This is a genomic window from Marinobacter zhanjiangensis (assembly GCF_014651935.1).
Lineage (GTDB): Bacteria > Pseudomonadota > Gammaproteobacteria > Pseudomonadales > Oleiphilaceae > Marinobacter > Marinobacter zhanjiangensis.
In genome coordinates this window covers 61,854-76,207 of sequence record NZ_BMXV01000011.1, presented here as the reverse complement: position 1 = coordinate 76,207, position 14,354 = coordinate 61,854, and the positions used below count along the sequence as shown (strand labels likewise).

Annotated in this window: 13 protein-coding genes; 8 read left to right on the top strand and 5 right to left on the bottom strand. The window is 58.8% G+C overall.

All coding sequences use genetic code 11. The features are described from left to right. The first annotated feature begins 34 nt into the window (after positions 1-34). The 6 genes from IE079_RS18390 (at position 35) to IE079_RS18365 (ending at position 6,649) form a co-directional block, all read left to right on the top strand. Entirely contained in the window at positions 35-1,699 is a 1,665-nt protein-coding gene (locus IE079_RS18390) for a long-chain fatty acid--CoA ligase (protein ID WP_189578490.1), read from the top strand. A gap of 376 nt (positions 1,700-2,075) precedes the next feature. Next, positions 2,076-2,939, top strand: a complete 864-nt coding sequence (locus tag IE079_RS18385) for a branched-chain amino acid ABC transporter permease (protein ID WP_189578488.1) — start codon at positions 2,076-2,078, stop codon at positions 2,937-2,939. Between the two features lie 2 nt (positions 2,940-2,941). Further along, on the top strand, positions 2,942-3,979 hold the full coding sequence (locus IE079_RS18380) for a branched-chain amino acid ABC transporter permease (protein WP_189578486.1): 1,038 nt from the start codon (positions 2,942-2,944) through the stop codon (positions 3,977-3,979). Beyond that, a complete protein-coding gene (locus IE079_RS18375) occupies positions 3,972-4,739 on the top strand; it encodes an ABC transporter ATP-binding protein (RefSeq protein WP_189578484.1) in 768 nt (255 codons plus the stop codon). Before IE079_RS18380 ends, IE079_RS18375 begins: the two co-directional genes overlap by 8 nt. Continuing rightward, positions 4,726-5,433: an ABC transporter ATP-binding protein gene (locus tag IE079_RS18370; protein WP_189578482.1), complete on the top strand. Its 708-nt coding sequence runs from the start codon at positions 4,726-4,728 to the stop codon at positions 5,431-5,433. The genes IE079_RS18375 and IE079_RS18370 overlap by 14 nt, the downstream gene beginning before the upstream one ends. A gap of 73 nt (positions 5,434-5,506) precedes the next feature. Beyond that, positions 5,507-6,649, top strand: coding sequence for an ABC transporter substrate-binding protein (locus IE079_RS18365; RefSeq protein WP_189578480.1), 1,143 nt, complete (start codon positions 5,507-5,509; stop codon positions 6,647-6,649). A 103-nt stretch (positions 6,650-6,752) separates the two neighbouring features. On the opposite strand, the gene IE079_RS18360 is transcribed toward IE079_RS18365, so the two are convergent. After that, positions 6,753-7,211, bottom strand: coding sequence for a MaoC family dehydratase (locus IE079_RS18360; protein WP_189578479.1), 459 nt, complete (start codon positions 7,209-7,211; stop codon positions 6,753-6,755). Between the two features lie 106 nt (positions 7,212-7,317). Between IE079_RS18360 and curA the strand changes: the two genes are divergently transcribed. Further along, entirely contained in the window at positions 7,318-8,331 is a 1,014-nt protein-coding gene (curA, locus tag IE079_RS18355; RefSeq protein WP_189578601.1) for an NADPH-dependent curcumin/dihydrocurcumin reductase, read from the top strand. Between the two features lie 46 nt (positions 8,332-8,377). On the opposite strand, the gene tpx is transcribed toward curA, so the two are convergent. From tpx to IE079_RS18340, 3 genes are all read right to left on the bottom strand, one after another. Then, the gene (tpx, locus tag IE079_RS18350) at positions 8,378-8,875 is read right to left on the bottom strand and encodes a thiol peroxidase (RefSeq protein WP_189578477.1); all 498 of its coding nucleotides are present in this window, start codon (positions 8,873-8,875) and stop codon (positions 8,378-8,380) included. 121 nt (positions 8,876-8,996) lie between these two features. Then, positions 8,997-10,214, bottom strand: a complete 1,218-nt coding sequence (locus IE079_RS18345; RefSeq protein ID WP_189578475.1) for a Bcr/CflA family multidrug efflux MFS transporter — start codon at positions 10,212-10,214, stop codon at positions 8,997-8,999. Between the two features lie 95 nt (positions 10,215-10,309). After that, on the bottom strand, positions 10,310-11,212 hold the full coding sequence (locus IE079_RS18340) for a LysR family transcriptional regulator (protein ID WP_189578473.1): 903 nt from the start codon (positions 11,210-11,212) through the stop codon (positions 10,310-10,312). Between the two features lie 96 nt (positions 11,213-11,308). Between IE079_RS18340 and yihG the strand changes: the two genes are divergently transcribed. Further along, entirely contained in the window at positions 11,309-12,214 is a 906-nt protein-coding gene (gene yihG / locus IE079_RS18335) for a 1-acylglycerol-3-phosphate O-acyltransferase, YihG family (protein ID WP_189578599.1), read from the top strand. Positions 12,215-12,238: 24 nt separating this feature from the next. Here yihG and IE079_RS18330 read toward each other — a convergent pair whose 3' ends face one another. Beyond that, positions 12,239-14,212 carry a ribonuclease R family protein gene (locus IE079_RS18330; RefSeq protein ID WP_189578471.1) on the bottom strand — a complete coding sequence of 658 codons (1,974 nt, stop codon included), beginning with the start codon at positions 14,210-14,212 and terminating at the stop codon, positions 12,239-12,241. Positions 14,213-14,354 lie beyond the last annotated feature (142 nt).

The following is a 14,354-nucleotide window of genomic DNA, read 5'->3' as shown; positions in this document are numbered from 1 at the left end:
GCCGTCTGCAAGTTTGTTAACGGGAGAGCACTGAATGTTTACAAGACACCATACGGTCTGGCCCCGAGAGCTGCCAAAGACCATGACCTTGCCGCAAACCAGCCTGGTCACCAACCTGGACATTTCGGCCCTGCGGTATCCGGATCATACCGCCATCATTTACTACGATACCAGGATCACCTATCAGGAACTGCTGGATGAAGTGGAAGCCCTGGCGGGCTGGCTGCAGGAAAACGGGGTCGGCAAGGGCGATCGCGTACTCCTTTACATGCAGAACTCTCCCCAGTACGTGATCAGCTACTACGCCATATTGCGGGCGGATGCCGTGGTGATCCCGGTTAACCCCATGAACCGGGCGTCCGAGCTGGAGCACTATATCTCCGATACCGGTTCCACGGTGTGTCTGGCGGGCATGGAGCTGGCAGGGTTCATCGCCCCTCTGGTGGGCAAAACCTACCTGGAGCATGTCGTGGTCGCGGCCTATGGCAACTATGTGCGCGAGCCCACTGACCTGAACCTGCCCGCGGAAGTGGCGGCTGAACCGAAGCCTCTCGAGGCGCCGGGAATGATCTCCTGGGAAGATGCCCTGAATGCTGGCCACGCTCCGGCTCCGCATACCGCAGGGCCGGACGACCTGGCGGTGATTCCCTACAGCTCCGGCACCACCGGCCAGCCCAAGGGGTGTATGCACGTTCACCGGGGGCCCATGGCCACCGCGGTCCATCGCGCCTTCTGGAATATCAGCGCCAGCGACTCGGTGCAGTTGTGCACTCTGCCGTTCTTCCACGTGACCGGTATGACCGGCTCCATGAACAGCCCCATCTATGCCGGATCCACCATGGTCATCATGACCCGCTGGGACCGGGATGTCGCCGGAAAGCTCATCGAGCGGTACAAGGTCACTGGCTGGACCAACATCGTCACCATGGCGGTGGACTTCCTGTCCAACCCGGATCTCGATAAGTATGACATCAGCTCCCTGGTCACCATCGGTGGTGGCGGTGCCGCCATGCCGCAAGCGGTGGCCAGCAAACTGAAGAAGCTGACCGGTCTGGACTATATCGAGGGCTACGGCCTCTCCGAAACCATGGCGGCCACCCATATCAATCCGCCCAACGATCCCAAGGCCCAGTGTCTGGGTATTCCGGTCTTTGATGTGGACTCCCGCATTATCGACGTGGAAACCCTGGAAGAGAAAGGTCCGGGCGAGGTGGGCGAGATTGTCTCCAACGGGCCCCAGGTCACCGTGGGCTACTGGAACCGGCCGGCGGAGACCGAGGCCGCCTTCGTGGAACTCGACGGCAAGAAGTTCTTCCGTACCGGCGACCTGGCCTATTACGACGAGGATGGCTACTTCTTCATGGTCGACCGGGTCAAGCGGATGATCAACGCGTCCGGTTTCAAGGTATGGCCGTCGGAAGTGGAAAGCATGATGTACCAGAACCCCGCCATCCATGAGGTCTGCATCATCTCCGCGCCCCACGAAAAACGGGGCGAGACCGTCAAGGCGGTTGTGGTGCTGACGCCCGAGGCGGATGGCACCACCACCGAGGAAGACATCATCGACTGGTGCAAGGACCAGATGGCCGCCTACAAGATTCCTTCTGTTGTAGAGTTCGTTGATGAACTGCCCAAGTCGCCCACCGGCAAGCTGATGTGGCGTTCGCTCCAGGATGAGGAGTGGAAGAAAGAGGGTTGATGCTGGCGTTCCGTCTGACTAACGAATTCGTCAGACGGGACACTGGTGACTGCTCCACTGGCTACCCTGGTCAGTGGGGTGCCTGACCCGGTGCCGGGTCCCGTCCTATCATGGGGCGATTCGGAAACCGGCCACGATTTCATTTTAACCATTGAAATTGCCAATCAGGTCCGCATGGCGAAATCACATTCTGTCTATTGACAGTATATGCTCGCAGTGTACTCTTGTGCATCGGCGTGAGGCGTTCTGCCAATACGTCTGAATACAAAAGAAAACCAAAAAAGCAAAACACGATAAACGAAACCCAATAAGATCAATGACAGTGTTGCGGTAACGGCAACTCTACAAAAACAACGTCGCCACGGGAGGGGCCGGTTTGACTACATTTCTCCAACAGGTTTTCAACGGGTTGACCCTGGGCAGCATCTACGGTCTCGTAGCGCTCGGTCTGACCCTTGTTTACGGGATTCTTCACATCCCGAACTTCGCACATGGTGCGCTCTACATGGTAGGCGCGTTCATGTCGTACTTCTTCATGGTGGACATGGGTGTTCACTACTGGATTGCCATGGCGGGTTCCGCCGTGGTTGTGGCCGTACTGGGCATCATCTGCGAGCGTCTGGTTTTCCACCAGCTGAGAAACTCCCCTCCGATTCACGACAAGATTGCTGCCATCGGTATTCTTCTGTTCCTGGAGGCCATGGTGCACATGTTCTGGGGGTCCGAATTCCGCCGCATGTCGTCGCCATTCGGCGGGGTGATGAATCTCGATGGTGTATACCTGCGTGAACAGGGCATCCTGATTATCGCCTCTACCGTGGTGCTGGTGGTCGCCCTCAACCTGTTCCTGCGCAAGACCATGGTGGGCGCGACGATTATCGCCATGGCGCAGAATCGTGAAGGGGCCTTTCTGGTGGGCATTGATGCCAACCGGGTCGCCATGATGACCTTTGCCATCTCCGGCGGACTCGCGGCTATCGCTGCAACCCTTTACGCGCCCCTCAACCTGGTTTACCCGGCCATGGGTCACCTGGTGATCATGAAGGCCTTCGTCATCATCATTCTGGGCGGAATGGGCAGTATCCCGGGGGCCATTGTCGGCGGCATGATCATTGGTTTTGCCGAAGCCTTTGGTGGCTACTATATCTCCACCGCCTATAAGGACGTGATCGCCTTCAGTCTGCTCGTGGTGATCCTGTCTATTCGTCCACAAGGTCTGTTCGCCAAGGGGGCCCACTGATCATGATGTTCAAACTTGGAGCTCTGCTAATGCACCCGGCCAGCAAGTACGTGCTGCTGGCCGTCGCCCTGCTGTTCCCGGCACTGGCCTCGAACGAATACCAGGTCTATGTGATGGCGACTGCCTTCGTCTGGGCCATCGCGGTCTACGGTTTCAACGTCATCACCGGGTTTTGCGGCCAGCTTAATCTGGCTCACGGTGGCTTCTTTGCCATCGGTGCCTACACCGTAGGGCTGCTGACATCCGATGCCGGCTGGAATTTCTGGCCTGCCTTTATTGCTGCCCTGTTCATGACGGCCATTCTCGGCTTTCTGGTGGGCGCGGTGTCATTGCGCCTGAAGGAACACTACTTTGCCATTTTCACCCTGTGTGTCGGCTTTATCATCTACCTGCTGCTGGACAAGTGGGAAGAGCTGACCCACGGCGCAGTGGGTGTGCGGAACATTGCCGCCCCGGACGGGTTTGGCCTGGTGAACTTCCGCGAGACCATGCCGGTTTACTATCTGGTGCTGTTCTTCCTGGTGTTTATCATCTGGTTCACTGGTCGTATCCAGAAATCGCTGGTGGGTCGTACCTTTATCGCCATCCGCAATGGTGACGAACTGGCCGAGTCCCTGGGTATCAACCTGATGAAAACCAAGATCCTGGCATTCGTCATTTCCACCACCTATGCGGGCCTTGCCGGCGCGCTTTATGCGGGCATGATCCGTTTCGTGGGTCCGGAAGATGGCAATATCCTGCTCACTTTCAACATGATCATGTACATGCTGGTGGGTGGTATTGGTACCCTGTTCGGACCGCTGATCGGCACCGTCGGTATCGTGTGGCTTACCCAGTCGCTGCAGTTCCTGGAAGAGTACCGGATGATTATCTTCGGTCCGCTGCTGGTGCTGCTGGTGATCTTCTTCCCGCTGGGTGTCTGTGGCTCGTTCCTGACCTGGATGCATCGCAAGGCGCAGGCTCTGGGCCTGGGGCCGAAGAAGGCGAAATCGGAAAGCAAGGTGACCACGAGCGATCAGGAGGCCAAAAACAATGCTTAAGGTAGAACATCTCACCAAAATGTTCGGCGGCCTGGCTGCGGTCAATGACGTGTCCGTGGACTTCGGCGCGAACCAGGTGAACGCGATTATCGGCCCCAACGGGGCCGGAAAGAGTACCTTCTTCAACCTGATTTCAGGAATGTACCAGCCAACGTCCGGCAGAATTCTGCTGGATGACAAAGACGTGACGTCGATGCGGTGTGACGATGTCGCCAGACTGGGCGTGGGTCGTACCTTCCAGACAACCAACCTGTTCGAGACAGCAACGGTTCTTGACAACCTGATCGTGGGTTATCGGCTGCGTACCCGGTCCGGTCTGTGGGATGTGCTGATCAATTCCAAACGGTTGCAGGCGGAAGAGAAAGCTGCCCGCGAAAAGGCCCGCGAGGCGCTGGATTTTGTCGGCCTGAACCATGCCGAAAATCGATATATCGCGGACTGCACCCAGGAAGAGCGCAAGCGCGTGGCCTTCGCCCTGGCCCTTGCCACAGACCCCAAGATTGTGCTGCTGGACGAGCCTGCGGCAGGTGTTAACCCGGAAGAGACCGAAGGTCTGGCTGACCTGATGAGGAAGATGGTCAAGCACGGCCTGACGGTGTGTCTGATCGAGCACAAGATGGACATGATCATGGGCATTGCTGACAAGATCATGGTTCTTGATCATGGCGAGAAGATTGCCGAGGGCACACCGCAAGAAGTGAAAAACAATCCGCTGGTCATCGAAGCCTATCTGGGGAGTGATCACGATGCTGCAGCTTAAGAACGTCGACGGCCATTACGGTAGCTTCAAGGCCCTGAACAACATCAACATGACCGTTGATACCGGCGGGCTGGTGGTTCTGCTTGGTGCCAATGGTGCCGGCAAATCTACCCTGTTCAACACCATCAGCGGCCTGATCAAGCCTACAGCCGGGAGTGTCGAGTTCGAGGACAAGATCCTCAACGGTATGAGGCCCAGCGAGGTGGTGAATTCCGGTGTGGTCCAGTGTGCGGAGGGGCGTCAGCTTTTCCCGCAGATGAGCGTCCACGATAACCTGATGCTGGGTGCCTACGTGCACCGGCGGGATAAGGAAGGTAACCGGAAGCGCCTGAACGAGGTTCTGGAATTGTTCCCGATCCTTGAAGAGAAATCTCACCAGCCGGCAGGTTCCCTGTCCGGTGGGCAGCAGCAGATGGTGGCCATCGGCCGGGCCATGATGAGCCGACCGCGCCTGCTGATGCTGGACGAGCCATCACTGGGTCTGGCACCTTTGGTGGTCAAGCAGATGTTTCAGACCATCCAACAGATCAACAGCCTGGGCACCACGGTGCTGCTGGCTGAACAGAATGCCTTTGCGGCACTGAAAATTGCCACCTACGCATACGTCATGGAGAATGGTCAGCTCGTCATGGACGGTGACAGCAAGGCGATGCTGGGTAATGAAGAAGTGCGCAAAGCATACATCGGGGCCTGATGGTCCCGGCTCGCTTGTAAAGAGACCTGACAAGCGTCTGCCTTGCAGACGAAACAAAAACCAGGAGAAAACAATGAAAACAGCGAAGAAACTTGGACTGGCAGTTGCTGTAGCAACCACAATGGGAATGAGTTCCGCGGCGATGGCCGAGGAAGTGAACATTGGCTTCTCGGGCCCGCTTTCCGGCGGTGCTGCGCTTTACGGTGAAAACGTACTGTCCGGTCTGCGTATGGCAGCCGACGAAATCAATGCTGCCGGTGGTTTCGATATTGATGGTGAAAACCATACCATCAACATTGAGGCGCTGGATGACCAGTATTCGCCGGCCCAGGCTGCGACCAACGCCAAGCGTCTGGTTCAGGAATCCAACGTTCCGGCCATCTTCATCCCGCATTCCGGCGGCATTTTTGCGCTGATGGACTTCAACGTTGAGGATGACTTCCTCATCATGGCCTACACCAGTGTGCCGACCATCACGGAGCAGGGTAACCCGCTGACCGTACGTATTCCGCCGACCTTTGACGGTTACGTCAATGCATTCACCGACTACGCCATCGAAAACTGGGGCACCAAGCTCGCCATGGGCGGTGCGACTCACGAGTATGCCAAGATCTGGGCGTCCATGATCGAGAAGGCCTGGACTGCCAAGGGTGGTGAAGTGGTCGCCAAGAATCCGATGGACTATAACAAGTCTGCGGACTTCTTCACCGGGGTCAGCCGTCTGGTCTCTGAAGAGCCCGATGTCATGTTCGTCGGTGGTGCCTCCGAGCCTACCGGCCTGGTCATGCAGCAGGCCCGTCAGCTTGGCTATGAAGGTGCCTTCATCATGATGGACCAGGCCAAGATCGGCGAAGCTGCCAATGTTGTCGGTGGTCTTGAGCTGCTGGAAGACACTGTTGGTGTTATGCCCCTGGGTGCCTATCAAACCGATGCTGCCCAGAACTTCATCAAGCGATATGAAGAGGAATACGGCAAGACACCGGGCTCTGAGGCGGCCTTCAACTACCTGGCATTACACGGTCTGGTAGAGGCGATGGAAGAGGCGGACAGCATGGATCCGACTGTCGTTCGTGCCGCTCTGGGTGACGCCATTGGCAATATGGATGTCGGCAAGAATCCTTACGAAGTCGAGGGTGTTGATGAAAAGGGCGGTTTCATTACCGCGCCGACCATGGCGATCGTCAAAGACGGCGAGATCGTGGAAAAAGAATTCTGATTCCGAGAATTCCAAACCACGCATGAAAAGGGGGCTTCGGCCCCCTTTTTCGTTCTGGCTCAAAAGTTAAGCAGCATGAGCCACGTCCAGTCTGTACGGAAACTCAGGGCTTGACGTACATGGCCAGGTTTTCCGCCACAACGGCCGGTTTATCCTCACCCTTGATCTCGATAACCGTCTTGTAGGTGGCCAGCACCCGCTTTTCGTCCACGTCCTGCACGTCCAACAACTCCACGGTGCTGCGAATGTCCGACCCGGACTTGACCGCTGCGGGCAGGCGGACTTTGTTCATGCCATAGTTGATGGTGGCAGCTGGACCTGTCACGGTCATTGCCTGCTGGTTCAGTTGCGGAATCAGTGACAGGGTCAGGAAGCCGTGGGCCACGGGAGCGCCCCAGGGTGCTTCTTTTTTGGCCCGCTCTACATCTACATGTATCCACTGGTGATCGCCGGTGGCATCTGCAAAGGCCTGAATGATGTCCTGACTGATAGTTTTCCAGGGGCTCTGGCCTACAATCTTGCCTTTATGGTTCGGCAGGTCTTCGAGTGCGATACTTGTCATTGTTGTCTCCTGGGTTCCATTTGGCGGAAATGTATTTCGTAAGCTATTCTCATGCACTTAACCCTCCGGTGCAACAATAAAAAACCCCCGAACAAGGAGCTTTATGATGACCATGAATCAACGCTATATCCTGGCCGAACGTCCCACCGGAATGCCCGATGAAGACCACCTCCAGCTTGAGGAAGCAGCGATGCCCGAGGCCGGTGACGGTCAGGTGTTGCTCAAAACCCGCTACCTTTCCCTGGACCCCTACATGCGCGGCCGGATGAATGATTCGGCGTCCTATGCGACGCCGGTCGCCATTGGCGAAGTGATGGGCGGAGAGGCCGTCAGTGAAGTCATCGAGAGCCACCATCCGGACCTGTCACCGGGGGATCTGGTGAAGGGCCGCACTGGTTGGCAGACTCACTCCGTGGCCAGCCCGGATGCCCTCTATAAAATTGATACCGGGCTGGCACCGCCGAGCGCGTGGCTCGGTGTGATCGGGATGCCCGGTTTCACCGCCTATGTCGGGCTGCGGGAATTCGGTCAGCCCAAAGAGGGCGAAACCGTGGTGGTATCCGCCGCCTCCGGTGCCGTGGGCCAGGTGGTCGGCCAGATCGCCAAAATGAAAGGTTGCCGGGTGGTTGGCGTCGCCGGTGCCGACGACAAGTGCCAGCATGTGGTGGAGCATTACGGTTTCGATGTCTGCGTGAACTACAAGGATGACGACTTCGAGGACCAACTGAAGGCCGCCTGTCCGAAGGGCATTGATGTGTATTTCGAGAATGTGGGTGGCAAGGTTTTCGATGCCGTCATGACGCTGGTAAACGATTTTGCCCGCATCCCGGTCTGTGGCCGCATCGCCCACTACAACCAGACCAGACTGCCGGAAGGCCCGGACCGGCTGATTCCCTTCATGCAGCAGATTCTGGTCAATCGGTTGATGTTCCGGGGCTTTATCCAGTCCGATCACAACGAGCTGTTGCCGGATTTCCGTCGGGACATGAGCCAGTGGCTCAAGGACGGCAAGGTGACCTACCAGGAGGATGTAGTGGAAGGTTTCGAGAATACCCTGACGGCGTTCCAGGGGCTGTTGCAGGGACGCAACCGGGGCAAGCTGGTGGTGAAGGTGTCCTGATGATGCCGGAAGGCGAAGGGCAGCCCGGCAAGGCCGCCCTTTCCGGTTACAGTACCGCCAGTGCGGCGTCGTAATCCGGCTCGTTCTTGATTTCATCCACCAGCTGGCTGTGGAGGACCTTGTCATTCTCATCCAGCACGACCACCGCCCGGGCACACAGACCTGCCAGGGGGCCGTTCTGCAGGGCAACGCCGTAATCCTGCTGGAAGCTGTAGTTACGGAAGGTGGACAGGGTCTGCACACCCTTGATGCCCTCGGCACCACAGAAGCGCCCCGCCGCAAATGGCAGGTCGGCGGATACCACCAGCACTTCGGTGTTATCAAGGCCGGCGGCCTTCTCGTTGAACTTGCGGGTAGAGGTGGCGCACACGCCAGTATCGATGCTGGGAATGATATTGAGAATCTTGCGCTTACCAGCGAAGTGATCGAGGCCGACGTCCTTCAGGTCGCCGGTGGTCAGGGTGAAGTCCGGTGCGGTATCTCCCGGCTGGGGGAATTCGCCACTGACTTCCAGCGGGTTGCCGTCCAGAGTGACCTTGCTCATGGGGTTCTCCTTGCTTGTTGGTTGCGGGCGTTGGATTGCGCCAGTTAAACCTATTTTACGTCTCCGGTCGACCACAAGTTCAGACCCGGTGACAACAAGGTTCGGGGCCAGGCACTATCGGCTATTTTGCCACCTCGGCGGGCTCGAAGCCTGGAGCGGGATAGCGCTGCACCAGCAGCAGATAAGTGGCCAGTGCTGCCACCGAACAGGCCGCAATGACGCTCGCCATGACCAGCGAGGTGCCGGCATAGAAATGCCCTACCAGTGCGCCGACGCACGCGGCCAGCGCCATTTGTCCGAACCCGAACAGAGCGGAGGCTGAGCCAGCCATCGTTGGGAAGTTGGCCAGGGCCCCTGCCATTGTCTGTGGCAGCGTCATGCCCACGCCCATCATCACCACTGCCTGGGGAATCATCACTGCCCACACGTTGTGCACTTTCAACATGGCGAGCCCTGCCATTGCAACACCGCCCGCCACGCTGATCAGCAGCCCGCGCAACAGTATCTGGTCCGGGACCAGGCGCCGCCCGAGGCGAACCGAGACAAGGTTGCCTGAGATATAGCCGGCCACGACGCAAGCGAAGTAGAGACCGTAATGTTCCGGCGCCACACCGAGGAAATCGATCAGCACAAAGGATGAACCCGACAGGAAGGCAAACAGACCGGAGAAGGCAAAGGCGTTGGTGAGGGTGTAGCCGATAAAGCTGGGGTCCGTGCCGATATGTCGGTAGTTCCGGGACAGGTTGCGTAGTTTGAGTGACTGACGGTTGGCGGGTGCCATGGGCTCTGGAATGCCAAACGCCACAACCACCGCCATGATAAGTCCATAGACTCCGAGGGTGATGAAAATGGATGGCCAACCAAAGAACCCCAGAAGGAAACCACCCAGGGTGGGCGCGATAGCCGGGGCCAGCGCCATGATGCTGGCAAGAATCGCCATGATGCGTGCAGCATCCCTGGGTGTGTAGATGTCTCGAATGGCTGCGCGTCCTAACACCGGACCAGCAGAGCCTCCAAGGGCCTGCAGAAAACGGTTCAGCATGAGGGTTTCAACATTGGTGGCGAGGGCGCAGCCAACGCTGGCCAGAAAAAATAGCAAAAAGCCGGTAATCATGACCGGTTTGCGCCCAAAGCGGTCGGCCAGTGGCCCGCAGAATAGCTGGGCCAGGGCAAATCCGGCCATGTACAGGCTGAGAGTCAGTTGCACCTGATCTGGTCCTGCCGACAACGCTTCGCCCATGGACGGCAGTGCCGGCAGATACATGTCTGTGGCCAGCGGGCCCAGGGCAACTGCAGCAGCGAGCAGGATTGTGGTCCAGATACTGGTCAGTGCAAGCATGGAACATCCGGTCAGGTAATGAAGTTGGCAAGTTTACGCGCCTGACGCGCGAAGATAACGGCCTGACTGGTCATATAATCCATGAACAAAGTCGATTAATGAGTCTGGGCACGCGCCACCCGGGCCAGTTCGTTGCGTAACCAGCGGTGCCCGGCGTCGGTCTGGTAGCGTTGGTGCCAGATCATCAACAGGTTAACTTCCCGGTACTCGAAGGGTAGCGGCGCGGTGGCAAAGCCCCGCAGCAACTGATGTTGCATGCCTAGTGGCGCCGAAGCCAGCAGGTTGGTTCCGCGCAGGAACTCTGGCAGTCCGGAAAAGTTTGGTACCGTCACCACGATGTCGCGACTCAGTCCTCTGCCCTGAAGCGAGTTTTCCAGGCCTGTGTGTTCACCGCCGCTGAAAAGCACATCCACGTGCCGGGCCCGGAGGTATTCCGCCAGATTCCCGGGGGGGTGTCGTTGGGAGGCATCGTAAAAGATAACCATGCGGTCCCGTAACAGGCTTTTCTGGACGATGTCCGCGGTATCGGGGGCATGGGGCGTGATAATCAGGTCGCAGATATCGTCCCGGAGCATGGCCGGGCCGGGGATGCCGGACGGTATGACCTGCAACCGGATACCCGGCGCCTTCTCCGAGAGGCTTCTCATCAATGCCGGCAGCAACAGGTCGCGCTGGTAATCGTTAGCGGCAATGGTAAAGGTAAAAGTTGCGGTGGCTGGCTCAAAAGGAGGACCCTGGGACAGGGATTGCAACTCATCCAGTATCTGGCGCACGTGGGGGCCGGTTTTTATCGCGTAACGGGTAGGGGCAATACCCCGGCCGGACTTGACGAACAGCGGGTCTCCCAGTGCCTTGCGCAGTCGCTCCAACGTATGGCTGACGGCGGACTGGCTCATGCCAAGAGTGTCAGCCGCCCGGGACACGCTGTTCTCCTTCAGCACGGCAAGAAACACCTCGAGAGAGCGGGTATCCATATTGAATTGATCAACAGATTTCATGAGTCAAGTGTAACATGCGGTTGGCTTACAGGTGTTCGCCGGAACTGACTGAACTGCTATCATGCGCCGCTAAGACCACGAACGATGGAAGTCATGATGTTGGGATTCCTGCCGAAACCGGTTATCGGCGTTATTGCGACCACGCTGTTGATTCTGAACACCCTGGTCTGGGCCTTTTTGCTCTACATTCCCGCCCTGCTCAAGCTGATCATTCCCCACCAGGGGTTTCGGGTCCGCTGTACCCGGTTGATCATCTGGGTGGCGGAAAACTGGGTCGCCGGTAACAAGGCCTGGATGCGACTGACCCAGCGTACACGCTGGCAGGTGACGGGTGCCGGGGAGCTCGAACGCGAGAGCTGGTACCTGGTGCTGAGTAATCACCAGAGCTGGGTCGATATCCTTGCCATGCAGTGGGTGTTCAACCGGCGGGCGCCATTCCTCAAGTTCTTTCTGAAAAAGGAGCTGATCTGGGTGCCGGTCATCGGTCTTGCCTGGTGGGGGCTGGACTTCCCGTTCATGAAGCGGCATTCCTCGAAATACCTGCTCAGGCACCCGGAAAAGCGCGGGCAGGATCTGGCCACCACCCGTCGGGCCTGCGAGAAATTCCGCTATACCCCGGTGAGCGTGATGAACTTCGCGGAAGGCACCCGCGCGAGCCCGGAAAAGATCCGGCAGCAGAAATCGTCCTATCGCCACCTGCTGACTCCCAAGGCGGGGGCTGTCGGTTTTGTGCTGGATGCCATGGGTGACGCCATGGAAACCCTGGTGGATGTCACTATCGCCTATCCGGGCGGCGCCCCCAGTTTCTGGGATTTCCTGTGTGGCCGCGTGAGCGAAATCCGTATGGAAATCCACACGCATCCGATTCCGGAAGAACTGAAAGGGCGGAATTACGCGACGGATGCGGAGTTCCGGCGTCAGCTGAAGGACTGGCTGGGCAACCTCTGGCGAGAGAAGGACGAGCGCCTGGAGCGGATGCTGAAGGAAGCCGACAGGGACTGAAACGGCCGCTGTCGGCTTCCTGCCTCAGCTCCCGGTTGACTCGGGACTATCTGCCACCAGTTCAAGATTGATCTGGCGCCGTTCCTCATCGATACCTTCGAGCTTTACCGTCACGGCCTGGTCCAGCTGGAAGACACGGGCTCCTTTGGTGGCCTCCAGGCGCAGGGTGACCGGGTCAAAGCTGTACTTGCCGGACAGGGTCTTGCAGCTGACAAAACCTTCCAGGCCATTGGCATCCAGCCGCACAAAGAACCCGGCGGGTACCGTGCGGGTGATGACACCGGTGAAGGTGGTATTCGTTCCAAGCTGACGTGCATAGTCGCTCTTGAGCCAGTTCTCCAGGCTATTGGAGGCCTGGCGCGCCTGAATCTGGGCTGACTGCAGCTTTTCCAGCCCCCCATTCTCGAGTGACTGGTGTTTTTCGTCCCAGAGGGCTGCCTTGATCTGCCGGTGGACATGGAAGTCGACGTAGCGGCGCAGCGGTGAGGTAAAGGTGGTGTAAGCAGCCAGCCCCATACCCTGATGAGGCGCTGCTTCGAAGGCCATTTCCGCCCGCGCCAGCTGGCGCGCAATGATGGTCTTGACCGGCACTTCGGCATCCAGTTCAGTGGTGCGCACCATCAGCTCGCGGAAACCTTCCGGCGAGGATGGGTCGATGGATGCCAGCTCCGGGGCGTAGCGCTCCAGCAGGGTGCGGATGTTGTCCGCGCGGTCATCCCGCACGCCAGGGTGAGTCACGAACAGCCCCCGGCCCCTTTCCGACAGGAAACTGGCCGCACATCGGTTGGCGGCTACCATGCACTCTTCCACCAGGCGGTGGGCCTCGCTCTGCACGGCCGGTTCAATGGTGCGGATACGGCGGTTCTCATCCAGCCGCAGGCGGAATTCCGCCCGCTCGGTGTTCAGCAGGGCGTGTTCGGACCGCCACTTGCGCAGGGCCGTGGCGGCCTGGTGCAGCTGGTCGAGGTTGTTGGTGATTTCCGGTGCCAGGGCGTCGGTTTCCTCGCTGTGGCGATCCTCCAGTAGCTGGCTTACCAGCTCATAGCTGAGCTTGCCCCGTGAGCGGATCACCGCCTGATGGAAACTGAACTCACCAAGGCTGCCATCGTTGTTTACCTGGAGGTCGCACACCAGCGCCAGCCGGTCGGTCTCCGGCATCAGCGAGCAAAGGCGTGTGCTGATGGCCTCGGGCAGCATGGGCCGGGGTTCGCCGGGAAAATAGATGGCTGTGGCCCGGTTGCGGGCTTCAACATCCGCCGGGGAGCCTTCGGGCACCAGGGCGGTGGGGTCGGCAATGGCCACGGACAGGCGCCAGCCGGTGGCGTTGGGCTCCACCAGCAGGGCGTCGTCCATGTCCTGGGTGCCGGGGCTGTCGATGGTGACATAGGGCTGGTCGGTACGGTCCTCGCGGCCTTCCCGCAAGGGCGTGATCGACGCTTCGGCGAGGGCATCCGCCTGCTCGGTGACGGCTTCGGGGAACTCATCGTCCATGTCGAAGCTGGCGAGCGTGAAGCTGCGCTCAATGCCCGGGTCACCGGCCTTGCCGATCACTTTCAGGACCTGGGCCTGACCTTTGCCGTCGCGGATCGGGTGGCGCAGGATGCGGCAATAGATAAAGTCGTCCGGCTTGGCGTCCAGGCGCTCCTTCGGCGGCAGGAAGATCCAGCGGCCGACGCCGGGAGTTTCCGGTGCCACGAAATGACCCTTGCCGCGGATCAGGTAACGGCCGACAAAGGTGGTCAGGCTGGTTTCCACCAGTTCTTCCACCAGCCCCTGGGTACGGCCTTTCTCGCCGGGTACTTCGGAGACGGTGACCCGGTCGCCGGGCAGTACCTTCTGCATTTCCTCGGGTGGCAGGAATACATCACGGCCTTCGTCCAGTGCTACAAACCCGAAACGACCGTTGGTGGCCTTGACGGTGCCGGGGTAGACCACCTTTTTCTCTTCGATGTCGGTTTTGAGCTGGCGCAACTGGCTGAGCGCGTCGGCATTAAGCATGAAAGAAACCTGGCTGGTAAAAGTGACTGTTGGCCGGAGTATACCGGTTATGGCCGCCCGCGTCAGATGGTCTGTGGGTGAGATTCAGTGCCGGTAACGGGTCGTTTTCAGTGGCACAATAGCCCCAGTTTTTTCGGGAGAA